Below are 23,042 nucleotides of genomic sequence, written 5' to 3'. Positions count from 1 at the left end.
CCCGCTCAGCGGGAGCGGCCGGGTGTCAGCCGGAACGATCCCTCCGCCGCGGGGAGCCGCACCGTGTACTGACGCAGGTAGGTGTCCAGGAAAGGGGAGCGGGCACCGGCGGTCGCGACATCGTTCGCCGGGTCGTCCAGGGCCAGTGCGAGCCCGGCGCCCTTCACCTGGACCGTCTCGCCCGAGGGGGTGTCCCGCCAGGAGCCCGACTGGATGGAGCCGATCTCCACCGCCAGGACATGTCCGGCGGCCAGCGTCCAGTCGGTGGCCTTGAGGTCGACGGTCAGCCTGCCTGTCTCCACCAGGGACACCTGCTCGTCGAACATGACGGCCGTGCCGTCCGGGGCGACGTCGTACAGCTTCACCATGACGTTGCCACTGCCCTTCGCGGTGAAGGAGAGCCGGGGGTACCCGTGACGCGGACCGCCCTGGCGAGCGGTTCGGACCGGACGAAGAAGCTGGATGCCACCTCGCCGGCGGCCCGGCGCCCGGCGGGTGTCACCGGTGCGGCCGGGTCGAGGGAGGGGGCGTTCTCCATGTCCCACTCGCCGGAGGGCCGCAAGTAGGCACGCGGCCCCGGGCTGCCGCTCCCGGCAGCGGCGCCGAGTGCCGACGCTCCCCCGTCGTCCACGTACGCACCGTCGCCGAGCGCGACGTCCACCGAACGGGACTCGCCCGGCCAGGTGCGCTGGGCGCGCCAGGTGCCGGTGGAGTCCTCCACGGAGTAGGCCGGGTACGAGACCGTGGGCCGCTTGCCCTTGAGGTACTGGTCGTAGAAGGAAAGGGTCTCCTCGTACCACCCTTCGCGGCCCATGGAGAGGCGGCCGTCGGGGGCACGGTCGCCGCCCCGGACGTGTTCCCACTGCCCGAGCCAGCCTCGCTCGGGGCCCTTGTGGTTGTCGAGGTACTCCTCCATCTCCTCGGGTTTGGTGTTGTTCTCGATGAACCCCTGGGTGACGAAGAGCGGGGTGTCGGAGCCCTTGGCCTTCCTGGCGAGGTCGCGGGAGGTCCAGTAGCGGCTGTACTGATCGGTCGTCCGGTAGCCCGCGGCGTTCTGGGTGAGGCATTCCGGATGCGCCTGTTCGTAGGCGGCGTTGGCCCGGTAGCGGGCGTCGTCGTCCGCCAATGCGGCGAGCGTGGCTATGGAGTTGTAGGCGTTCGCGGTGCCGGTGACGTTGGGGCGGGGCACCCCGTTGGAGTAGATGTACTGGTACATGTCCCAGACCGGTTCCTGTGCGACGACCGCCTTCAGCGCACGCTGGTCCAGGTTGTTGCCGATGAGGCCGGTGGAGGCGTCGTAGGACTTTCCGTACATGCCGACGGCGCCGTTGGACCACGGCCGGTCCGCCGCCCAGTCGATGGCCGCCCGGACATCGGCCTGTTCACCGGGGCCCGCCCAGTCGAGGCAGCCGGTGGAGCCGCCGAAGCCGCGCAGGTCCACCATGACGAAGGCGTAGCCGTGGGCGAACAGGCCCGTGCCTTCGATGAAGTCCTGGAAACGGGACGAGGGACCGGTGTGACTCCAGCCCTCGGGACCGGTCTGGCCCGAATGCCCGAAGTAGGGACCTACCGACAGGATGACGGGGACCCGCGCACCCTTCGGCAGCCCCTCGGGGAGCAGTACGTCGGCGTGCAGTTCGGTACCGGAGTGATCCGAGGAGGGGAAGTAGTGCTGTGTCCAGACAGCGCCCTCGGGAACCCGGTCGTTCTCCTCGTGGGTGACGGGACCGGACGGACCTGCGGTGCCGGCGACGACGGCGGGCTCCGCCGCCGCGGCGGGGGTGACCTGCCCTGCCAGGGCGCCGGTCAGGGCGAGAGTGGTGACAAGGACCGAGGTAGCCAGGGCTGCCGCGCGATGTGCTCTCACATGCTCCTCCGGTGTGTGGTGAGCCATGGTGCGGGCGGCGCCGATCGCTGTCGGCCCGCCACCCGTCGAGACTGCTTCACGGGCCGCAACACATCCGCGAATAGACGCGAACATGTCAACAAACTGACAGTGAGGGAGCCTACGATCACCGTGTTCACGGATCAACGCCTCCACATGTACGGCTTGTTACCGCCGACCGTCCGGTAGCGGCGGTCGGCGCCGGGAGCCGGATCCGAACCGGCGGTGAAACCCGACAGGAAGGCGTCGTACGTCCGCCCCCGGTCGCGCCGCGGACCTTCCCGCGTCCCGGCGCTGAACGTCACCACGGCCCCGGCCGACGCCGGCACCGCCCCACGGCGCGGAGTCCCCCGTCCGCGGCAACGCGAGGGCCGACTGCGGACAGCCACCCGCTCCTTGGCCACGCCACCGGAGCCGTGATCCGGGCGCCGGCACCGCCGAAGGACATCAGACCTTGATGCCCAGCCCCCCGTACACGTTGATGTCGGCGTCCGTGACGTCGTTGATGTCCTTGTACCGGACCTTCTCGATGTCTTCGAGACCTGCCAGATAGGCCTCTTCGGGCTGCTCGGGAACCGGGGCCGCGTTGTCCGCGCGCCAGTGGTGCACCGGCACCACCCCCGGGGCCGCGACCTCCAGTCCGGCCTCCGTGAAGAAACGCTCGACATCCTTGCGGCCACGGAGCACGAAGGTGAAGCCCCGCTCCGTGTAAGTGCGTTGGACCGCGCGTATGTTCGCCGGATTGAGGTCCTCGGTGAGGTGACTGAGAACAAGCCGGCTTCCGGCGGGCAGCGCGTCCACCAGCTCGCGAACGATCGGGTACGCCTCCTCGTCCTCCACGAAGTGCAGGATCGCGACGAGACACAGCGCGATGGGGCGGCTGAAGTCAAGAGTCTGCGCGGCCTGTTCAAGAATCTGCGCCGGACTCTTCAGATCGGCGTCAACATAGTCAGTACGTCCCTCGGGGCCACTGGTGAGCAGCGCGCGGGCATGGGCAAGGACGACCGGATCGTTGTCGACATAGACCACCCGCGTCTCAGGGGCAGCGCGCTGAGCGATCTGGTGCACGTTCTCCGCGGTCGGCAGACCGGTGCCGATGTCGAGGAACTGGCGGATGCCGTCGTCCTCGGCCAGCGTGGTGACGGCGCGCCGCAGGAAGTCGCGGTTGTGCCTGACATCGAGATAACCGCGCGGGTTGGCGGCGAGACCGGCGGCTGCCGCGCCGCGATCCGCGGGATAGTGGTCCTTTCCGCCGAGGAAGACATCGTAGACGCGGGCCGGGTGTGCCTTGCTGCTGTCGATCCTCCTTCTCAGCTCCGCGGGGTCCTGCTTGAGGGCGTCACCGGACATGGTGCCTCCTGATATGGCGAACCGGAGTAATGGTCAACAACCTAACGCCCAGGCCGACGTGGTGGTGCCCGCACCTGCCCGCCACTTTGCTCCGCACCCGCCCGGCGTCTTCGCCCGCTCCTCCCCGGTACCGCCGTCCTTCCCCCGACCGCTTCCCGACAGCGCGCGCGGGGCACCGCCCGGCCCGTCCCGGTGTCTGCCGCTTCGTCATGTGATGCGGTGTGCCAGGGACTTCCGGTCCCGGTCACCCAGGCGCCGCCTCGCACCCGCTGTCCCGGTCACCCAGGCGCCACCTCGCACCCGCCGCGGTCAGGCCCCGGACGGTCCGCCGGATCCGGCGCACTGCCCCGCGCCCGGATCCCCGGCCAGGAACTCCCTCACCAACCCGGCCGGATTGGCATCCCCGGTCAGCCGGAACATCGCGTCCGGGTCGAACATGTCGTAGAGGATCACCGGCGGCGGCTGCCCCAGGGTCCCGGTGATCCGACCGCTCGCGTGGAGGCGCCGAGCCGCCCCGACGCACACCTCGTAGAACCATTCGGCCAGCGGCTCATCGCGCTCGTGCGGCTCTTCGCCGTCCTCGTACCAGAGCCCCCGGCGCTCCGCCTCCCGCCGGTGCGCCTCCGCACCTTCCGGATCACGCCCGACGCTCCGGACGCCTTCGAGCCCCGTCCCGGGGAAGTACGCGTAACTCCAGCGCGTCTCCCAGGAGTCCGCAGCCGTCCGCGCCGAACTCGCCGCGTCGGCCCCGGTCGTGCAGCCCACACTCGTACGGACAGCACCGGGTGTCACTCCCACGAGGAGTACCCACCGTCCACGCGTACGGCGTTGATACCGCTGATGTGCCGCGCGCCGCAGCGGTCCTGCGGCAGGACGAGCTGGGGGCCCGCGTGGTCGAGCGGGGTGCCGTCGATGGTCACCGCGAGCAGCACCCGGGCCCGTCCGAAGTCGGGATCGATCTCCGCCCAGGACAACAGGGCATGGTGGCCGTCCGCGCCGGACACCGCGACCAGGAAGCGGAGGCGGTCCTTGCGGCGTCCCAGGTCGAATCCGGGCCCGGCGCCCACGAGTACGTCGTACAGCAGCGGGCCGGTGAAGCGGTGATGCCGGATTCCGCTGGTGGCGCACTCGAAGCTGACGTCCGCCGCGTGCTGCGGCCAGGCGAACAGATCGGCCACCGTCAGAAGGACCGGGCGGGCCAGATCGCCGCCGAGGGCGATTTCCGGGACAGCGCCGGCCGTACCGGCACCCGGGAGGGACTGACTCATGGGCTACCACCTCCCGGGAAACCGTACCCGGACCCACCCCCCGTATAAACGCACATGCCAGCCACCGCGATCACGATTCCGACTGATGCGAACCAACAGCAGACTTCCTCCTGGCACCTGCGGCAGTATGATCAGCGCATGCACGGCTGCCGGGCGGTCTGCCGCGAGCCGGTGGGAGATCCAGGGCCGGAGCCCGGCGCTCGGGCGAGTGCTGTGAACGATTCGGCCGACGTGGCCGTCGAGTAGCCGTAGACGGTGCGCGAGGGCCACAGGGGAAAGTCCGTCAGAACAAGAGGGAGCAGATCCGTGACAACCCGTACTGCGCGCCGGACCCGCCGGACCGTTCGGGCGGCCGGCGCAGGAGCTGCCGCCCTGCTGGTGCTGAGCGCCTGTTCGTCGTCGGACGACTCCTCGTCGACGACATCGGACTCCTCCGCGTCCGGCTCTTCCCGGAAGCTGTCCGGGACAGTCACCGTGTTCGCCGCCGCCTCCCTCAAGGAGAGCTTCACGGCCCTGGGCGAGCAGTTCGAGGAGGCGCACCCCGGCACGAAGGTCACCTTCAGTTTCGGCGGCAGCGACTCCCTCGCCGCGAGCATCACCGGCGGCGCCCCTGCCGATGTGTTCGCCGCGGCCAGCCCCAAGACGATGAAGATCGTCACAGCCGCGGGGGGCGCCTCCGGCGCACCGGCCACATTCGTCCGCAACCAGCTGGAGATCGCCACCCTGCCGGGCAACCCGGACAAGATCGCCTCTCTGAAGGACCTCACCAAGTCCGGCCTCAAGGTGGTCCTCTGCGACAAGGAGGTGCCCTGTGGCGCGGCGGCCCAGAAGGCCCTCGACGCCAGCAGGCTCGAGCTCACGCCCGTCTCCTACGAGCAGGACGTGAAGTCCGCCCTGACCAAGGTCGAGCTGAAGGAGGCCGACGCGGCCGTCGTGTACAGGACGGATGTCCGCACGGCGGGTGACAAGGTGGAGGGCGTGGACTTCCCCGAGTCGGCCGACGCCATCAACGACTACCCGATCGTCCAGCTCAAGGACACGAAGAACGCCGAGGCCGCGAAGGCCTTCATCGCTCTGGTGCAGTCCTCCGCAGGCCAGGAGATCCTGACCGGGGCCGGGTTCCTCAAGCCGTGACGACATCCGACAAGCTCGACGCCGAGGCCGGACCCCTCCGGGGCCGGCCTCGGCGTCGGCGCGTCCGGAAGGGCGGCGGAGCCGCGCCGCTGCCGCTCCTGGTGCCCGCGCTGCTGGGTGTGGCGTTCCTGACGGTGCCACTGATCGCCTTGCTGGTGCGGGCTCCCTGGCGCAGCCTGCCCGAACTGCTGACCAGCGCCGAGGTGTGGCAGGCGCTCCAGCTGTCGCTGGTCTGCGCCACGGCCGCCACCGCCGTGAGCCTGGTCATCGGTGTGCCGCTGGCCTGGCTGCTGGCCCGCGTCGAGTTCCCCGGCCGCGGCCTCGTGCGAGCCCTCGTCACGCTGCCGCTCGTCCTTCCTCCCGTGGTCGGCGGTGTGGCCCTGCTGATGGCACTCGGCCGCAACGGCATCGTGGGCACGTACCTGGACGACTGGTTCGGGATCACTCTGCCGTTCACCACGGCGGGGGTCGTGATCGCGGAGGCCTTCGTGGCGATGCCGTTCCTGGTGATCAGCGTCGAGGGCACCCTGCGCGCCGCCGACCCGCGCTTCGAGGAGGCTGCCGCCACTCTCGGCGCCTCCCGCTTCACCGCGTTCCGCCGGGTCACGCTGCCGATGATCGCGCCGGGCATCGCCGCGGGTGCGGTACTGGCCTGGGCCCGCGCCCTGGGCGAATTCGGCGCGACGATCACCTTCGCCGGCAACTTCCCCGGCCGGACCCAGACCATGCCGCTTGCCGTGTACCTGGCGCTGCAGAGCGATCCGGAGGCGGCCATCGCCCTCAGCCTGGTCCTGCTCGCCGTGTCCGTCGCGGTGCTGGCGGGCCTGCGCGACCGTTGGATGACAGCAGGATGAACAAGACGTCCGATTCCGCCCGTAACGCCCGCTCCGGAGTGTCCGAGGAGGGCCTTGACGCCCGTCTCGTCGTCGAGCGCGGCACCTTCCGGCTCGATGTGACGCTGACCGCCGCACCCGGCGAGGTCGTCGCCCTCCTCGGCCCCAACGGCGCGGGCAAGACCACGGCCCTGCGTACGCTCGCCGGTCTGACACCGCTCTCCGAAGGCCATCTGCGGCTGGACGGAGCGGCGTTGGACCGCATGCCGCCCGAATCCCGCCCCGTCGGTGTCGTCTTCCAGGACTATCTGCTCTTCCCGCACCTCACCGCCCTGGACAACGTGGCCTTCGGACCGCGCTGCCACGGGGTGTCCAAGGCGGCTGCCCGGGTCCAGGCCGCCGAGTGGCTCGACCGTCTGGGGCTCGCGGACCACGCGGGTGCCAAGCCGCGCAGGCTGTCCGGTGGGCAGGCCCAGCGGGTCGCCCTGGCCCGCGCGCTGGCCACCCACCCGCGTCTGCTGCTCCTGGACGAGCCCCTGGCGGCGCTCGACGCCCGTACGCGACTGGAGGTCAGGTCGCAACTCCGCAGGCACCTGGCCGACTTCGAGGCCGTCGCCGTTCTGGTCACACACGATCCGCTGGACGCCATGGTGCTGGCCGACCGCCTGGTCGTGGTCGAGAACGGCCGCATCGTCCAGGAAGGCGCACCGTCCCACATCGCCCGCCACCCCCGCACGGACTACGTCGCGCAACTGGTCGGCCTGAACCTCTACCGGGGTACGGCCGACGGCCACAACGTCCGCCTCGACTACGGCCCCGGCATCACCACCGCGGAGACCCTGTCGGGCCCGGTCTTCGTGGCCTTCCCGCCGAACGCGGTCACGCTCCACCGTGACCGGCCCGCCGGCGCCAGCGCCCGTAACCTCTGGCGCTGCGAGATCGCGGGCCTGGAGACCCAGGGGGACCAGATCCGCGCCGCTCTCACCGGCGAACTCCCTCTCGCGGCCGATCTGACCACGGTGGCCGCCGCCGAACTCGATCTGCACCCGGGCGCGGCGGTCTGGGCGACGGTGAAGGCGACACAGACCCACGCCTACCCCGTCTGAGGACGCGCCGCGGCAGCGGAACGGGCCGACGTCCTCACACGCCGGCGCGGAGGCGTACGAGGACGGAGCCGTCACCACGAGCGCTCCCGCGACGGGCAACCGGCCGCCGGTGAGCAGTCGTCAGCCGAGCAGAGCGGATCGAGGCCAGTCGGCCGGCGGGTACGGCAGGCTTCCCCCGTGTTCGTCGAGGACGAGCACGCGTTCCACGGCCTCGGGGGCATCGCCGTGCTGGGCCGGGTACGCCAGTGCCATGCACAGCCCCGGGAAGACCTGGAGGTCCCCCACCGCCCATCCGTCCGGGGCGAGGGCAGGCGCATGGTCCACTCTCGCCCAGGGCGCGGTCGAGGCCATGACGTCGACGGTGCGCAGATTCGCGGACAGTCCGTGGCCGCTGGCCTTCACCACGGCTTCCTTCCTGGTCCAGCAGCGGAAGAAGGCCGCCTGACGGTCACCCTCCGGGATGCCTGCGAGGTATGCGCGTTCAGTGACGGAGAGGGCGAGTTCTCCGATGCCCCGGACGTCCACCTCGCGGCGCTCCTCGATGTCCAGCCCAAGTTCGACAGCGCCGATCGCAAGGGCCCAGAACGGTCCGCTCCGCGAGAGGCTGAACCGCGGCGGTCCCGAATCCGGCCGCACGACCACGGGTTTCCCGTGAGCCGGACTCCCGCAGGTGACGCATGCCGCGGTTCCGAATGCGATGTCACCGGCGTCCGCTTCCACATACCGGGCCATGATGCGGCGTACCGAGGCGTGCGCGCCGGCGTAGTGGTCCCCTGCGTTGTCCCTCAGTGTGCGCACGCGGGCTCGTTCGTCGTCCGAGAGGAGGGCGAGATCGGCCTCGTCCACCCGGCTCCGGGACCGGCCCACCCACACATGGACGGCCCGGCTCGCCCTCGGTTCCCCGTGACCGCGCCGGGCCGGCAGGAAGGTCTGTTCCATCGGGCCGCTAGCCGATCGTCAGCCCCGTCACGGCACGGCCGATGACGAGGCGCTGAATCTCCGAGGTCCCCTCGAAGATGGTGAAGATCTTGGAATCCCGGTGGAAGCGCTCCACCGGGTGGTCACGGGTGTAGCCTGCGCCGCCCAGGATCTGAATGGCCTGCTCCGTCACCCAGACCGCGGTCTCACCGGCGACCAGCTTCGACATCGAACCCTCGGCGTTGTCGAAGGCCTTGCCGTTACGGGCCATCCAGGCGGCCCTCCAGGTGAGAAGCCGGGCCATGTCGACCCGGGTCGCCATGTCCGCCAGCAGGAAGGCGACGGCCTGGTTGGTCCCGATCCTGCGGCCGAACTGCTCGCGCTCGCAGGCGTAGTCACGCGCGTACTCGTACCCTGCCCGTGCGATACCCACGGCCATGGCCGCCACCGTGGGCCGCGACGACTCGAAGGTCTTGAGGGCGGCCTGGCTTCCGGAGGACCTGCCCTCCCGCGCGCCGGCGAGCCGTGTGTCCAGCAGCTCCTTTCCGCCCAGCAGGCAGGACCCCGGCACGCGTACGTCGTCGAGGAACACCTCGGCCGTGTGCGATGCCCGGATTCCGTGCTTGCTGAACTTGCGCCCCTGCGACAGGCCCTGCGTGGCCGGGGGCACCACGAACGTCGCCTGGCCCCTGCTGCCCAGTGCCGGGTCCACCGAGGCGACGACCACATGTACCGCGGCGATGCCCCCGTTGGTGATCCATGTCTTGTTGCCGTTGATGACCCACTCGTCCTTGGCCCGGTCGTACCGGGCCGTGGTGCGGATCGCTCCGACGTCGCTGCCCGCGCCGGGCTCGGAGGAGCAGAAGGCGCCCAGCTTCACGTCGTCGGCCGTGCCGAACATGGGCGGGATCCACTCCGCCTGCTGTTCCGGGGTGCCGTTGGCCAGGACGGACACGGCGGCCAGGCCGGTCCCCGCGAAGGCTGTGGCGATTCCCGCGTCGCCCCAGAAGAGCTCTTCGAACACCACCGGCAGGCTGAGGCCGGTCTCCTCCAGCGACTGGGTGAAGAAGAAGTCCAGTGAGTACAGGCCGGTCTTGGCGGCCTCCTGGATGACGGGCCAGGCGACCTCCTCCCGTTCGTCCCATTCCGACGCCGCGGGCCTGAGTACGTTCCTGGCGAAGCCCCGGGCCCAGGTCCGCAGTTCGACGAGGTCCTCGTCCAGCTCCATGTTCATGATTCTCCAACCAGCGTGGGCCAGTGGTTCTCGATGTCCTCGGCGGTGAACTTCACCTGGTCGAAGAGCGGCCCCTCGGCATAGAGGATGCGGGTGATCCGTCCGCCTCCGACGTTGAACACCTCACCCGTGGAGCGGCAGTTCTCGTGGGCGAGCCAGGTGGCGAGGGCGCTGACCTGGCCGGTTGCGAAGAGGTCGCCCGAGTCGGGCGGGAGCATGGCCTCGGTCATCCGCGTCATGGCGATCGGCGCGATGGCGTTCACCCCGATGCCGCGCCTGGCTCCCTCGATCGCCAGGGTCTTCGTGAGCCCGATGACTCCGGCCTTCGCCGACGCGTAGTTCGCCTGGCCGAAATTGCCGAAGACTCCCGCGGGTGAGGACGTCATCACGATCCGGCCGTACCCGCGCTCCCTGAGATGCGGCCAGGCCTCGCGGGTCACCAGAAAGCTTCCCCTCAGATGCACGGCCAGCACCCGGTCGAAGTCCTCCGGCTCCATCCTGGTGAAGGAACGGTCCCGGAGGATTCCGGCGTTGTTGACCAGGATGTCGACATGGCCGAATGTGTCCAGCGTCCGCGCCAGAAGGCTCCCGGCGCCTTCGGGGACGCTGATGTCGCTGGTGTCCGCCGTCGCCTCACCGCCCGCATCGCGGATCAGGCCGACGACCTCGGCGGCGGGCCCCTGTGAGCCTCCCGCCCCGTCCAGTGCCGAGCCAAGGTCGTTGACGACGACCTTGGCGCCGCGCCGGGCCAGCTCCAGGGCGTGCGCCCGGCCCAGGCCGTTGCCGGCGCCGGTGACGACAGCCACCCTGCCGTGAAAGTCAAGATCCGGCATTCTCTTCCTCTCTCCACGTGTTCGCGCGGCCTGCCCGCGTGCATCGGTCCGCTGGTCTCCCGCTCGTCATCCCGGCAACGGTCCGCCCCGGAGCGGGCGATGATCAGCCGCTCGGGGCCACGGGGCACGGGGGCGGACGGGGGCGCCCCCTGCTGCCCTGCTGCCTGGCCGGGACGCCCCCATCGCCGTCGGCCGACGGCGTCCGCGCCCTGCCCCTCTCATGCTCGTCCGGGCACCGTCCCGCTCTCCGCCGGCAGCACGTCACCGGATCCGGCGGGCCGAGGCACGGGCATGGCCAGGCCGATCAGGGCGACAACCATCGCGATGGCTCCTGCGGTCAGCAGTGCGTGGTTGAAGTCCTCGATCCGTACCGGCCCGTCGCCCGGCAGGATCAGAGCCACCAGGGCGACGCCGAAGGCGGTCCCCAGCTGCCGGGCCGCGGTGTTCGTCCCGATGGCCCCGGCCAGCCGCTCCGGTGCGGTGGAGAGCAGGACTCCGCACGCGGTCCCGGTCACCACGGCGCCCATGCCGGTGCCGACGACCATCCCGCACGGCAGCCAGAAGCTCAGGAAGTCGGGCTCCGCGCTCAGGGCCAGCCAGGTCCACACGCTCGCCGCCGCCATCGCCAGCGATCCCGCGCCGATGGCGTACTTGGGCATCCGGGCCGAACTGATCCGGCCGACCAGAAGCGCGGCCACGCCCGCGGCCAGGGCGCAGGGTGTCATGGCGAAGCCCGTCCTCAGCACCGAGTAGTGCCATACCTGGCTGAGGATCAGCACCCCGGCCAGGAGCCACACGCACATCACGATCCCGTAGAGGGTGGAGGCTCCCACGGAGAAGGAGAACGTGGTGTTGCGCCACAGGGTGACCTCGAGTGCCGGGACGGGATGGCGCACCGAGCGCCGGACCACCACCGCCACCACGAGGGCGCCACCCACGATCGAGACGGTCGTCCTGGTGTCCCCCCATCCCCAGTACTGGGCGTTGCTCACCGCGAGAACGATGGCCCCCAGGCCGATGCCGAGCAGGAGGGCACCGGCCCAGTCCGGCATGCCGGCCCGTCCGGCACTCCCGGACCGCCGGGACTTGCCGCCGCGAGCCGCCAGGAGCAGCAGCAGCGCGCCGAGCGGAAGGTTGACGTAGAAGATCGCCCGCCAGTCGAGGGAGCTGACGAGGGCGCCCCCGACCGTGGGGCCGACGGCCGCCGCCAGTGCGGTGGCGGCGCTCCAGATGCCGATCGCCCGTGTCCAGCGGGCCACCGGCACCCCGTGCAGCAGCAGTACGAGGGAGGCCGGGATCATCACCGCGGAGCCGATGCCCTGAATGCAGCGGCCGACGAGCAGCGTGGGCAGGTTCGGCGCCACCCCGCACAGCGCCGAGGCCGCCACGAAGAGGCCGACGCCGGACATGTAAAGGGGCCGGCGCCCGACGACGTCGGCGAGGCGCCCCGCCGGTGCGAGCAGCGCCGCCAGGGGTACGGCGTAGATCGTGATGACCCACATGACGCTGGACAACGACTCCGACGGAAAGCCGGAACGCAGCTCGGGTACAGCGAGGTTGACCACGGTCGCGTCGAGCATCGCCAGGAAGGTCGCGCCTGCCGCGAGGATCGTGATCACGAAACGGCCGCCGGCCGCCGCGGCCGGTGGTTCAGCCGTCATGGGTGTGCGGTCGTCGCCCGTCTCTCCGACCCGGCGGACGGCCGTGCCTCCGTCAAGGTCTGTCTCGGGCTTCATCAGCGGGACTCCTGGGGTTGATCGGCCGGTCCGGACCGTACTGAGAGCCGGTCACCCGGCGGTCATTCGAAGGTGATGCGGAACAGGTTGGCGAAGCGTTTCTCGAAGGACTGGGCGGTGACCTCCAGATAGCGTTCGTACTTGAGAACGGTCTCGGGGCCCGCGACGGCCTCGGCGGCGGTCCGGTTCTTCCGCAGGCGCTCCAGCCAGGTCCTGATCGTGCGTCCGTAGTGGGCTCCGTCGAAGCGCACCGCGATCGGGTCGAAGATCAGCTCACTGGCTTCGAGAATCTCGGAGAGCCGGGGCGGCTCGGTCTCCGGGAAGATGTCGTCCGAGACGAACGCGATGTCGCGGATGTACGCGCGGTCGAGCTTGACCACGTTGCCCTTGCCGACCGTCTGGAGTCCCAGCCGGCCGCCCGGACGCAGCCAGGAACGGCAGCTCTCGAAGAACTCCCGGTATCCCGCGACACGTTCGGTGCGCGAGAGTCCCCGCCGCGCGAAGTGCTCGAACGCGCCGATGGAGATGATCGCGTCGTACTTCTCGGCAGGCCGGTGGTCCATCCAGTTCTCCAGGCGCACCTCGGCGCCGGGCACCCCGAGGGCGCGTGCGGCTTCGGCCTGTTCCTCGCTCAGCGTCAGCCCGACGGTGGATTCGACGCCGTGCACCTGGCTCATGCGCTGCAGCAGACCGCCCCAGCCGCAGCCGATGTCGAGGACGCGTCCGCTGCCGGCGGCGCCGGTCTGCCCGACGAAGTAGTCGAGCTTGCGCAACTGGGCGCTCTCCAGCGTGTCGCCGTCCTCCCAGAGCGCGCAGGAGTAGATGCGGTTCTCGTCCAGCCAGACCCGGTAGAACTCGTTCGACACGTCGTAGTGGTGCTGGATCGCGTCGGGAGACGCGCCGTTGTAGCTCTCCTGCGTGCCCGCTGTTCCCATTCCCTCTCAGACCCTTCGTTCGAGTACTTCGATGTGGCCAGCCGGTTCAGCGGGTCACCATCGGACGACCGCGGCACCGAAGCTCAGTCCGCTGCCGAGCCCGATGAGACAGACCAGGTCGCCTCTGCGCAGTCGCCCGGAGGCCACGGAGGCGGCCAGTTGCTGGGGAATACTCGCCGCGTTGGCACAGCCGTGCTCATCGACCGTGATCAGGACCTTCTCGTCCGGGATGCCCAGGCTCCGGCAGAACTGCCGGGTGTACGGCACCGAGATCTGACTCACGCAGACGAGGCCGAAGTCGTCCATGGTCAGGTCGTTCTCCGCGAGGAGTTCGGTGATCAGGCTGAAGTCGGTGTCGGCCAGCGCCCTCAGCATCTTCATCGGCTTGACCTTGAGCCGGCCGATCTCCAGCCGTCCTTCGGCGTTGGTGGCCATCGGGGTGACCGAGGCCCGCCAGGCCCGGGAGTTGGCTCCCATCCTGTGGGCCAGGACACCCGGCTCGTCGCTCGCCTCCAGCAGCAGCGCGGCACCCACGTCCGACATGGTCAGGGCGGCGCAGCTCTCCACGTAGTCCTGGACGCTCGCCACCGTGTTGCCGAGCAGCCGGGTCGGAGCCTCGCCGCAGGCCACCAGGATGCGCCGGTAGCTGCCCGCCCGGATGAGCGTGTCTCCGATCTCGACGGCGTTGAGGACCGAGTTGCAGGCGTTCTTGAGGTCGAAGACCGGGCATGTCGCGCCCAGCCGCTCGGCGACGATGTGCGCGGTGGCCGGTTCGAGGACGTCGCCGCTCGCGGCGGCGAAGATGATGAGGCCGACGTCGTCCGGGCCCAGACCGGTCTGCTCGAACAGCTGGTGCGCGGCCGCCACCGCGAGGCCGGACGCCTCCCAGTCCGGCGGTGCCACATAGCGGTTGCGTACCCCGGTGAACCGTTCGATCAGGCCGCGGGGCAGGTCGAGGTCCGGGTTGAGGGCGGCCATCTCCTCCTCGACGTCCGTGACGGCCATCCGCCGTTCGGGCAGATGGACCGCGACGGCCCCGATCCGGGAGTGCAGCGTCACGACTGGTCGCTGTTCACGGCTTCCGCGACGAGCGCGGCGACCTGGGCGATGCTGCGGACTGCCGGGGCCTCGTCCTCGTCGAACGTGATGCCGAAGTGGTCCTCGACCGCGAGCAGCCCCTGGAGCAGCTTGAGCGAGTCGACTCCCGGCAGGTCGAGGAGCTGGGTTTCGGGCGTCACCTCGGCCAGGGGGACCTTGAGGTGATCGGCGATCAGTCCTCGTACCTCCTCGAGTACGCGTGTGTCATCCGTGTTGCCGCCGTCGACCGTCTCGGCCGTGTGCTGGGTCACCTGGGTCATCTCCTTCGTCTTGCTTCGGGTCAGCTTCGGTTCGTTCTCGGGGTCAGTCCGGCAGCGGGGCCGGCCGGTAGTCGTTCAGCGAGCTCGCCAGTACGGCACCGGTGGCACCGATCTGACGCAGCCGGGACACGTAGGCGGCGCCCCGCATGAGCTGCTCGGCCACCTCGGCCACCGTCCGGTTCTCCACCGGGAAGAGATCGCTGTCCTTCGCCCAGTCGTTGAAGGCGCCCATCGCCGGGCCGCACCACACCTGGTAGTCCCGGAGACGGTCGGCTTCCCCGTCGACGGCCCACCGTGCCGACAGGCCCAGGTACCAGCGGAACACCAGCGCCATCCTGACCTTGGGGTCCTTGGCTGCGCGGTCGATGTGCGCGGGTTCGCGGGGGCCCAGGTAGTCGACGCACGCCCGCCACACCTCGTCCACGGACATGCGGAACACGTCCTTCTCCAGGCGGCTCAGCTCCTTGGCCGGCAGCGCGTCGAGGCTGTCGTACGTCCGGTAGAGCTCGCGCAGCTTCGCCGCCCGCATCGGGTACATGGTGCCGCTCCTGAGGACCTGGACCTCGGCGCCGATCTCGAACATGTCGGCGGCGGGCGCCATCGCGTAGTCGGCGACACCGGCCCGGCCGAGCAGCTCCTTGGTCCGTGGTGATGTTCCGGCTTCCACGCAGCTCTGGTTGACCGATCCGGTGACCACGTAGTCCGCGCCCATCGTGAAGGCGGCGGCCAGCCCCTCGGGGCTGCCCAGCCCCCCGGCGGCTCCGACGCGGGGCACCGTCGGGTAGCCGTGCTCCCGGGTGATCCGGTCCCGCAGCCGCAGCACGGCGGCGGTCATCACGTTCGCGGGGCGGCGGTCGGTGTGCCCGCCGGAGTCCGCCTCCACGGTGATGTCGTCGGCGAGCGGCACCCGGGCCGCCCACTCCGCCTGGGGGGAGCTGATCCGGCCTTCGGCGACCAGCGTGTCCAGGATCTCCCGGGGCGCGGGCCGCAGGAACAGCGCGGCGACCTCGGGGCGGGAGACCTTCGCGATGACGCGGTTGCGCGGCACGACCCGGCCGTCCCCGTCCCGTACCAGGCCGGCCACCCGGTAGCGCACCACTTCCGCGGTCAGGCCCAGGAAGGCGGAGGCTTCCACCAGCCGGACCTCCCGGTCGAGATAGAGGTCCACGGTGGCCCGCTCCAGACCGGCCTCGGCCGGGCTGTGGATCAGGTTGCAGGCGAACGGCAGACCGGGGATCTTCGACTCGAAGACGTTCAGCGCGGACGCGATCCGGTCCGGTGCCAGGCCTGCCGCGCCGAACGACGCGAGCAGGCCCGCCTCGGCCATCGCGATGACGAGTTCCTCGGAGGCGATCCCGTTCGCCATCGCACCGGTCATATAGGCCAGCCGCACTCCGTGCGCCTCGCGGAACGCCGCCGAGCCGAGCAGGGACGCCGGCAACGGTGGTACGGAAGCCAGCAGTTCGAAGCCGTCCCCGTCCGTCTCCGCACCGCCGGACACCGCGCCCACCGCGTCACCCTCGGCGACGATGTGGCAGGCGTCCTGGAGCCGGTGCAGTTCGCCCCGCACTCCCGCGACATCGAATCTCGGGGCGCGCTCCCCCTGCCAGTTCAGTGTCCGGCTCACTTCTGACCACCCCCCGTGACCACCGCGATGGCGATGTCCTTGAATGCGTAGACGCGCAGTTCGCCGCGCCAGACGCTGGCGTCGGCGACCAGGATTCGCTGACCGTCCTCCTGGCGTACTTCCTTGATGTGTGCCTCGAAGTCCAGCCGGGGATGGGTGTTCGCGAACTCGCCCCGGTAGGTCCACTCGACCTTGACGCCGGGCGCGTGGTCGAAGTGCGCGTCGGGCCATCCCCGGGCCACGTCGGTGGACATGGCATAGGCCCGGAGGCCCGCGTACACCGTCTCCGCGCCGAGCGAGCCCGGCATCACCGGGTCCTGGTGGAAGTGGAGCGGGAAGTACCAGTCGTCCGGGCTCAGGTCACGGTGGCCACGCAGATAGCCGGCACCGTGCAGGCCCCCGTCGGGGACGTAGCTGAAGCCGTCGAGCATGTCCAGGCGCCCGGTACCCAGGCGCAGCGAGCCGGTCCTGGCCCGGAGCCCGTCCAGGTCCGCCTCGATCGCGGCACCGGGCGGCAGCTCCGCCTGGTCCAGCCACAGCGGTACGGCCTCGCCGCGGTCCAGGCCCACGCTGCCCTCCCGCAGAGCGCTGGTGAAGTAGCCGGAGAGCTGCTCCCCGGTGTAGAAGGGTTCGCCGTCCACGGAGAGTTCCCAGTCGGCCCGGTGCAGGATCGCTCCGCCGACGGCGTCGTTGGACAGGATGGTGACCCGCTGCCGGACCGTCTTCCCGCGCAGGTCGACCTGGCGCAGCGAGGTGGCGTGCCCGCCGAGATTGCGCAGGAAGTACTCGGTCTCCGGGAACCGCAGCGTGGTCCCGAGGAAGTACGGTCCGAGCACCCCGGGCTGGACTCCGGCCTCCATGTACGCGAAGTGCGGCATGTACCGCTGGTTGTTCTCGGTGAAGTACCAGCTGTCCTCGGGAACGTAGTACTCGGACTCGATCACGTCGCCGGGCCTGATGGCGCCGCTGACCCCGTCGATGCGCAGCACCCGGTCCACGAAGCAGAGTTCACCGCTGGGCAGCCTGGGAGTCCGGGGCATGTCGCGGAAGACCTCGAACTGCTCGCCCAGCATCGCGTGGTCGCCCTTGGCCACGTGGGCGATGTGCATCTCGTTCAGCAGGGTGGGCTCGTCGGACGCCCCGCGACGGGCGAGCGCCCGAGGTGTGTGCCCCTCCCGGTCCGGGCGGAACGGCGTGCCCGGCTTCTCGACGATCTGGAAGCCCACGTTGCTGATCCTGGCGACGGGCAGTTCGTCGGCGTGGACGAGAACGTCGGCGATGACGAAGGGCCGGGGCACCAGGCCGATGTCGACGATGTCGATCTCGTAGCGGATCTGGCGCGTGGCCGGGTTGATCTGGCCGCGCACCTTGGTCGTTGTGGTCAGCCCCTTGATGGGCTGGTACGTGGCGTCCGGCAGGCACAGGTGGAGGCCCGCGTGCAGCCCGTACACCTGGAGCGCCTGCATGGCGCCCTCCGCCACCAGTGTTCCCGGCATCACCGGGTCGCCGACGAAGTGGCTGCTGAAGTACCACTCGTCCGGGTCGAGCCGCTTCACCGACGTGCACGAGCCGAGACCGTGCGCACCGCCGGTGAGTTCCATGCGGGGTACGTCGTCCACCATGAGGAGCCGGGTGGGGTTCAGCCGCAGCGAGTGGTTGGCGCCGGGCTCCTGCTGATGGGCCGGGCCGAACACCTCCGCGAAGCGGCCTTCGGTGAGCTTGGCGATGTCGTCGCCGTCCAGCTTCGTACGGTCCGTCCTGGCCAGCGGTTTGAAGGCGGATGCCCGTGGTGCCGCACGGCCTGCCGGTTTCGGCTTCGCCCCGGTGGACTTGGCCTCGATGATGCCGCCCGCCTCGGCGAGTTCGCGGTCGGTGAAGAAGCCCGCGCAGCCGTTGCGCATGGTGAAGGCGAGCTCGCCGTCGACGAAGCAGTCGTAGTGGAAGAACGTCAGGGTCGGTCCGTTGGTGCGCAGGACATTGCTGATGTGGATGTCGCACTGGATCCGCTGCCCCTCCCGGACGGAGGAGCCGTACGCGGTGAGGGACCCGTCGAGCAGCCGGTAGACCCGCTCGCCCCGGTTCTCCAGGTCGATCCCCATGTAGCTGATCAGTACGAGGTCACACTGTCCGGCTTCGGCGAGCACCCCGAAGGGCATCTGACCGTCGACGCTGTACCAGGCTCCGGCCGGCACGTCGTACTCGGTCCGGATGAACGACGGTTCGAACTTGCCCAGTTCGGCGTCAAGGGCGGTGACTCTGCTGACGAAGTGGTAGGGCTCGGCGGGCAGCCTGACCCGGCGTTCGTACTGGTCGACCGGCGCGTACCGCGGCCCGAAGGCCTTGCCGATCTCGCCGTTGGCGAACTCGTGCAGGTCGTGCTCGTCGAGGATCACGCCCGGCGGCTTCGTCCGCACGGGGACCGCGGGGCCGTCTCCGGCCGGCGGCCGTGGCCCTTCGGCCGCGGTGGTCGCGGCCCGCCGGGGGCGGCCCGGGAATGTGATGGCCGGCTGCTCCTCGGGAGCCCTGCTTTCCGGTCGCAGCCGCTGGATCGCTGCGCGGCTGTGGCCGGCCACGGACTCTGCCACCGGTGGTCCTCCTAGGGTGATCTGGCGCAGGGGCAGCGACCGCGTGGTCTCCCCGGGCGGTGCGGGCAGGTAGGGCGAGAGGTTGACGGGCAGGCCGTGGGCGGCCAGCCGGGCCAGGACGCGGCCGATTCCGGATGCCGCGCTCGTACGACGCCGGTCCACGGACGCCGCGACGTGGCTCCGGCCCGGCAGGATCTCCTTGATCCATCTGCTGCAGGTGCCGCCGGGCCCCACTTCCACGAAGTACCGGTAGCCGCGCGCGTACAGCGTCTCGACCAGCCGGGGGAAGTCGATGGTCTGGCGCAGGGTCGCCGCGTTGTTCCGGGCGATGCGCTCGGCGTCGAAGTCCGACAGGGGAGCGTAGCCATTCGCGGAGTACAGCTCCACGTCGGCGACCGGCCGGGTCCGCCTGCGCAGACAGCCGGCCAGTTCGTCCGCGTCCGGGATCGGACAGTGCAGGACATGGCTTACGCCGCTGGGCAGGCTCCGGCAGCCGAGCGCGTCCACGACGGCCTGGCACTGAGCCGGGTCACCCGAGATCACCACCTCTTTGGGGGTGTTGACGTGGGTGACGAAGACGCGGTCGTAGCGTTCGACGGCATCGCGCACCTTCGCCGAGTCCTCGAAAAGGACGAAGCCGGACCAGACGTCACCGTCCGCCGTGTCGGGCGAGAGGTTCCACGCCTCGCGGACGGCGGACTTGGGTCCGCTCAGCCGGCCCTGGAACACCTCGGTGAGCCGGGTACGCTGCTCCGGCCCGTGCGATGCGGGTGAACAGGCGCCGAGCGCGTAGAGCATGCTGGACTCGCCGAGGCTGTAGCCGAACGCGCCGTGCACGGGCACGTCCAGGAGCTTGCGCAGTGCCTGCGTCTGAAGCCACGCGAACGAACTGCCGATGTCCACCATGGAGGAGAAGTCCTGCATGAGAGCCGTGGTCGCGGCGGCCTCGGCGTCCGGGTCCGCCGGACGTACACGGCGTGGAAAGAGCAGGTCGGCACGCATCAGCTCGCCCGCGTCGTCCACCGCGTCCTCGGCGATGGGCAGCATGCCCGGCAGGGCGCGGAACAGTTCGGCTCCGACACCCGGGTACGCGCTGAGCATGCCGGGGAACACCAGCGCGACCTTGCCCTCGGCGCCGATCGGCGCAGGTGTGTAGTAGCTCCCGGCCGGGGTGGTCCACTCCGTCCCCGTCCGGTGCGCCCGCGGCACCATGGCCAGCGCGCGGTCGGCCTCGCGCCGCAGGACGTCGTGGTCGGTGGCGCAGAGCACCAGCCGATGACCGTGTCCCGGCCGTGCGGCAACCTCTGTGGCGGTCCTGCTGAGTTCGGTGCGGTCTCCGGTCGCGTCGCGTACCGAGGCGACCCGGTCCATGAGTGCGGCGAAGTCCGCTGCGCCCACTGCCACGATCATCTGCCCATGGACGTCGGGGCCTTCGACCGCCTTGACGTCACCACGCGGCGAGCTGCCCGAGAGGACGACGCTCACGTGCGCGCCCCCGGTCCCCAGGCCGCTCACCACTGCCCGGCGCGGCCCCTTGCGAGTGGCACGCAGCCAGGGGCGGCTCCGCTCGGGCACGTAGAAGGACGACCCCGACAGCAGATCGGCGAAGCGGTCCGACGGGCCCGTCCAGTGCGGGACCGCCGGGAGGTAGGCGCGGTGCAGACACAGCGCGGCCTTGACCACGCTGACCAGGACCGCTGCCAGCTGGGTGTCCCCCACATTGGCGGAGACCGCTCCCAGCGCCGTCGTCCGTTCCCCGGTCCCGGTGCCGTCCCAGACCCGGGCCAGGCCCTCCAGCTCGGCTGCGTCCTGGGCGGGCACGCCCGTCGAGTGCAGTTCGACGTAGTCGACCTCACCCGGCTCGGCCCCGGCGCCGGCCAGCGCGTCGAGCGTGGCCATCCGGACCTGCTCGGCGTCGGCGGCCGGGCCGACGGCCGGGACGGGCGCGTACCGGACCGCCAGGGCGTCGATCGTGGCGTACACGGGGCGCTCGGCGTTCCGCGGGCCGCCCGCACGGGTGAGCAGCAGTGCGGCCGCGCCTTCGCCGGCCCGCCAGCCGCCCCTGCCGCCGAGGCCGAGTCCGGGCTCGCCGCCATATGCCGCGAGTCCGAAGCGCGCGAGCATGTTCTCCACGTTGCCCGTGAAGTCGACGGCGCCGACCAGCACCGCTTCGACCGAGTCGTCGAGGAGCATCAGCGCGGCCGTCTCCAGGGTGGTCGCCGCGCCGGCGCTGTCGGCGGCGACCGTGAACGCCGGTCCGGTGAAGTTCCACAGCGACGACACCCTGGTGGCGGTGATGCCCAGGTAGCTCAGCACCGCGTTGGGTGACCAGCCGTCGCCGATCCCTCGCTGCGCCGCCTCGATCAGCTCTGCCACGGCGTCGGCATCGCCGGCCAGGGCGAGCTCCTCACAGCGCCGGCGCAGCGCCCCGGCGACGTCGTGCCGTGCGGCGTAGGAGTGTCCCACCGCGTTCATGTCGGCCGCGACGATCACGGCCACCCGCCGGGCGGGCGGGCCTCCCCCGTCCTCTCCGTGCCGCTGGTATCCCGCGTCCAGCAGGGCCTCCTCCGCGACGCGCACAAAGAGCAGCTGCTGGTCGTTGAAGCCCTCCAGGTCGATCGGCGGGACGCGCAGACGTGCCGTGTCGCAGTCGAAGGAGTTGACGTACGCACCGTCGGGCCGGGGCCGGTCGGGTGCGAGCCCGCGCCAGCGCTCCTCGGGCAGCGGCCCGAATCCGTCGCGTCCCTCGTACACCGCGCGTTCCAGCTCGCCGGCGTCGGTGAAGGGGCCGGCATGGCATCCCAGGCCCACGATGTCGAGCTTCGGCAGTGCGCGGGGAGTTTCCGGCCCGGCCGGCGGCTCGGCACCGGTGGTGGCGGGCTCGGCGAGAACCACATGGGCGTTCGTGCCGCCGAATCCGAAGGACGACACCGCCGCCGTGCGCGGTCGGCCGTCCCGCGGCCACTCGGTGGGCGTCCGCACCAGCCGTCCCCGGGCGCCCGCGAGCGGTTCGGTCACCCCCGGGGTGGGCGGAATGATCCCGTGCCGCATCGCGAGGATCGTCTTGATCAGTCCGGGCATGCCGGCCCCGGTCAGCAGGTGCCCGAGGTTGGACTTGACGGAGCCGAAGAACGGGATGGTGCCGCCGGCGCCGAAGTACTCGGTGATGCCGGACAGCTCGACGCCGTCGCCGACCTGCGTCCCGGTGGCATGGCACTCCAGGTACTGAACGGCGGACGGGTCCACACCGGCGTCCTGGTAGGCACGCCGGTAGGCGTCGATCTGGCCGGTGCGCTGGGGTACGAGTGTGTGCCGGCCCGTGCCGTCGTTGGTCAGGGCGGAGCCCTCGACGACCGCGTGGATCCGGTCGCCGTCGCGCCGGGCGTCCGCGAGCCGCTTCACCACCAGCATGCCGGCGCCCTGACCGGTCAGTGCCCCGCTGGAACGGGCGTCGAAGGGCTGGCTCCGGCCGTCCTCGGGGTAGGCCCGCAGATCCGAGAACGCCAGGTGCAGGCCCACCAGTTCCTGGCCGCCCACAGCGCCCGCGAGCATCACGTCGGCCCGGCCGACGGACAGGTAGTCGCAGGCCAGTCTGAGTGCGTACAGCCCGGAGGCGCACGCACCGTCGACCGCCAGCTGCGGACCGCCGACGCCCAGCGCCGCCGCCACGACGCGGGCGGGCATGCCTCCGACCCACAGGTTGTGGGCGGCGGCCAGCGGGTCGCCGTCGTCGCGCGCCCCGCGCGACAGCACCTCGCCCGGGTCCAGCCCGGCCTCCGCCAGACCGCGCCCGACCGCGGCCAGCCACCGGTCCGAGCCGCGCCGGGTGGACAGGAGCGAGGGGAAACCCGCGTTGCCCAGCACGACCCCCGTACGTTCCGCTGACCCGGCTGCGGCTCGGCCGACGGTGTATCCGGCGTCGCCAAGAGCATCGCGGGACGCGTGGAGCGACCACTGGAAGATCCGGTCGAGTGCGCAGAGGTAGTCGGCGGGAAGCCGGTATCCGGTGGGGTCGAACCTGAAGTCCCGGACGAACCCCCCGCGGGTGCTGTAGATCCGGTGTCTGTCCCCCGGCCGGGCCGGCGGGCCACCCGGCCGGCCTCGCTCGAAGATCTCCTGGGTGCCGTCGGTGCGGCTGTCGCGGCCGTCGTTCAGGTTCCGCCAGAACTCCTCGACCGTCGCGGCTTCGGGAAACAGACACCCCATGCCGACGACCGCGTACTTCTGCCCGTTCGTCATC

15 protein-coding genes and 1 pseudogene are annotated in these 23,042 nt (G+C 70.9%); 3 read left to right on the top strand and 13 right to left on the bottom strand.

Annotated features, from left to right (window positions below):
* Window positions 1-5: 5 nt before the first annotated feature.
* The 4 genes and pseudogenes from ACZ4LX_RS14045 to ACZ4LX_RS14030 form a co-directional block, all read right to left on the bottom strand.
* A pseudogene (locus ACZ4LX_RS14045) lies at window positions 6-1,867 on the bottom strand (CocE/NonD family hydrolase).
* 465 nt (window positions 1,868-2,332) lie between these two features.
* Window positions 2,333-3,235, bottom strand: a complete 903-nt coding sequence (locus tag ACZ4LX_RS14040) for an SAM-dependent methyltransferase (RefSeq protein ID WP_467649645.1) — start codon at window positions 3,233-3,235, stop codon at window positions 2,333-2,335.
* Between the two features lie 309 nt (window positions 3,236-3,544).
* Window positions 3,545-4,033, bottom strand: coding sequence for a hypothetical protein (locus ACZ4LX_RS14035; RefSeq protein ID WP_467649644.1), 489 nt, complete (start codon window positions 4,031-4,033; stop codon window positions 3,545-3,547).
* On the bottom strand, window positions 4,024-4,503 hold the full coding sequence (locus ACZ4LX_RS14030; protein WP_467649643.1) for a molybdopterin-dependent oxidoreductase: 480 nt from the start codon (window positions 4,501-4,503) through the stop codon (window positions 4,024-4,026). Before ACZ4LX_RS14030 ends, ACZ4LX_RS14035 begins: the two co-directional genes overlap by 10 nt.
* Before the next feature lie 306 nt (window positions 4,504-4,809).
* Here ACZ4LX_RS14030 and modA point away from each other — a divergent pair, with 306 nt between their 5' ends.
* Genes modA through ACZ4LX_RS14015 form a run of 3 tightly spaced genes read left to right on the top strand, consistent with a single transcriptional unit; the run spans window position 4,810 to window position 7,576 of the window.
* Window positions 4,810-5,637, top strand: a complete 828-nt coding sequence (modA, locus tag ACZ4LX_RS14025) for a molybdate ABC transporter substrate-binding protein (protein WP_467649642.1) — start codon at window positions 4,810-4,812, stop codon at window positions 5,635-5,637.
* Window positions 5,634-6,491: a molybdate ABC transporter permease subunit gene (gene modB, locus ACZ4LX_RS14020; RefSeq protein ID WP_467649641.1), complete on the top strand. Its 858-nt coding sequence runs from the start codon at window positions 5,634-5,636 to the stop codon at window positions 6,489-6,491. Before modA ends, modB begins: the two co-directional genes overlap by 4 nt.
* On the top strand, window positions 6,488-7,576 hold the full coding sequence (locus tag ACZ4LX_RS14015; RefSeq protein WP_467649640.1) for an ABC transporter ATP-binding protein: 1,089 nt from the start codon (window positions 6,488-6,490) through the stop codon (window positions 7,574-7,576). Before modB ends, ACZ4LX_RS14015 begins: the two co-directional genes overlap by 4 nt.
* Window positions 7,577-7,696: 120 nt before the next feature.
* On the opposite strand, the gene ACZ4LX_RS14010 is transcribed toward ACZ4LX_RS14015, so the two are convergent.
* The 9 genes from ACZ4LX_RS14010 to ACZ4LX_RS13970 form a co-directional block, all read right to left on the bottom strand.
* Window positions 7,697-8,515, bottom strand: coding sequence for a 4'-phosphopantetheinyl transferase family protein (locus tag ACZ4LX_RS14010; protein WP_467649639.1), 819 nt, complete (start codon window positions 8,513-8,515; stop codon window positions 7,697-7,699).
* A 7-nt stretch (window positions 8,516-8,522) separates the two neighbouring features.
* Window positions 8,523-9,728, bottom strand: coding sequence for an acyl-CoA dehydrogenase family protein (locus ACZ4LX_RS14005; RefSeq protein WP_467649638.1), 1,206 nt, complete (start codon window positions 9,726-9,728; stop codon window positions 8,523-8,525).
* The gene (locus tag ACZ4LX_RS14000) at window positions 9,725-10,561 is read right to left on the bottom strand and encodes an SDR family NAD(P)-dependent oxidoreductase (RefSeq protein ID WP_467649637.1); all 837 of its coding nucleotides are present in this window, start codon (window positions 10,559-10,561) and stop codon (window positions 9,725-9,727) included. The genes ACZ4LX_RS14005 and ACZ4LX_RS14000 overlap by 4 nt, the downstream gene beginning before the upstream one ends.
* A gap of 218 nt (window positions 10,562-10,779) precedes the next feature.
* Entirely contained in the window at window positions 10,780-12,297 is a 1,518-nt protein-coding gene (locus ACZ4LX_RS13995; RefSeq protein ID WP_467649636.1) for an MFS transporter, read from the bottom strand.
* A gap of 62 nt (window positions 12,298-12,359) precedes the next feature.
* Window positions 12,360-13,232 (bottom strand): class I SAM-dependent methyltransferase, encoded by an 873-nt coding sequence (locus ACZ4LX_RS13990; RefSeq protein WP_467649635.1) that lies wholly within the window; start codon window positions 13,230-13,232, stop codon window positions 12,360-12,362.
* A gap of 54 nt (window positions 13,233-13,286) precedes the next feature.
* Complete coding sequence (locus tag ACZ4LX_RS13985; protein WP_467649634.1) at window positions 13,287-14,291, bottom strand: 3-oxoacyl-ACP synthase III family protein; 1,005 nt, start codon at window positions 14,289-14,291, stop codon at window positions 13,287-13,289.
* The gene (locus tag ACZ4LX_RS13980) at window positions 14,288-14,581 is read right to left on the bottom strand and encodes an acyl carrier protein (RefSeq protein WP_467649633.1); all 294 of its coding nucleotides are present in this window, start codon (window positions 14,579-14,581) and stop codon (window positions 14,288-14,290) included. The genes ACZ4LX_RS13985 and ACZ4LX_RS13980 overlap by 4 nt, the downstream gene beginning before the upstream one ends.
* Window positions 14,582-14,633: 52 nt before the next feature.
* Window positions 14,634-16,217, bottom strand: a complete 1,584-nt coding sequence (locus tag ACZ4LX_RS13975; RefSeq protein ID WP_467649632.1) for a PfaD family polyunsaturated fatty acid/polyketide biosynthesis protein — start codon at window positions 16,215-16,217, stop codon at window positions 14,634-14,636.
* Entirely contained in the window at window positions 16,214-23,041 is a 6,828-nt protein-coding gene (locus ACZ4LX_RS13970; protein WP_467649631.1) for a beta-ketoacyl synthase N-terminal-like domain-containing protein, read from the bottom strand. Before ACZ4LX_RS13970 ends, ACZ4LX_RS13975 begins: the two co-directional genes overlap by 4 nt.
* Between the last annotated feature and the right edge of the window lies 1 nt (window position 23,042).

The organism is Streptomyces sp. NPDC026062 (assembly GCF_055568375.1).
The sequence above is the reverse complement of the archived record's forward strand: the minus strand, read 5'-3'. Positions and strand labels throughout refer to the sequence as shown.

What these genes read in the sequence shown, in the direction of transcription:
- ACZ4LX_RS14015 (WP_467649640.1), top strand. Translation starts at nt 6,488, where the DNA reads ATGAACAAGACGTCCGATTCCGCCCGTAACGCCCGCTCCGGAGTGTCC.
- ACZ4LX_RS13995 (WP_467649636.1), bottom strand. Translation starts at nt 12,297, where the DNA reads ATGAAGCCCGAGACAGACCTTGACGGAGGCACGGCCGTCCGCCGGGTC.
- ACZ4LX_RS14005 (WP_467649638.1), bottom strand. Translation starts at nt 9,728, where the DNA reads ATGAACATGGAGCTGGACGAGGACCTCGTCGAACTGCGGACCTGGGCC.
- ACZ4LX_RS13990 (WP_467649635.1), bottom strand. Translation starts at nt 13,232, where the DNA reads ATGGGAACAGCGGGCACGCAGGAGAGCTACAACGGCGCGTCTCCCGAC.
- ACZ4LX_RS14010 (WP_467649639.1), bottom strand. Translation starts at nt 8,515, where the DNA reads ATGGAACAGACCTTCCTGCCGGCCCGGCGCGGTCACGGGGAACCGAGG.
- ACZ4LX_RS14030 (WP_467649643.1), bottom strand. Translation starts at nt 4,503, where the DNA reads ATGAGTCAGTCCCTCCCGGGTGCCGGTACGGCCGGCGCTGTCCCGGAA.
- ACZ4LX_RS14040 (WP_467649645.1), bottom strand. Translation starts at nt 3,235, where the DNA reads ATGTCCGGTGACGCCCTCAAGCAGGACCCCGCGGAGCTGAGAAGGAGG.
- ACZ4LX_RS13970 (WP_467649631.1), bottom strand. Translation starts at nt 23,041, where the DNA reads ATGACGAACGGGCAGAAGTACGCGGTCGTCGGCATGGGGTGTCTGTTT.
- ACZ4LX_RS14000 (WP_467649637.1), bottom strand. Translation starts at nt 10,561, where the DNA reads ATGCCGGATCTTGACTTTCACGGCAGGGTGGCTGTCGTCACCGGCGCC.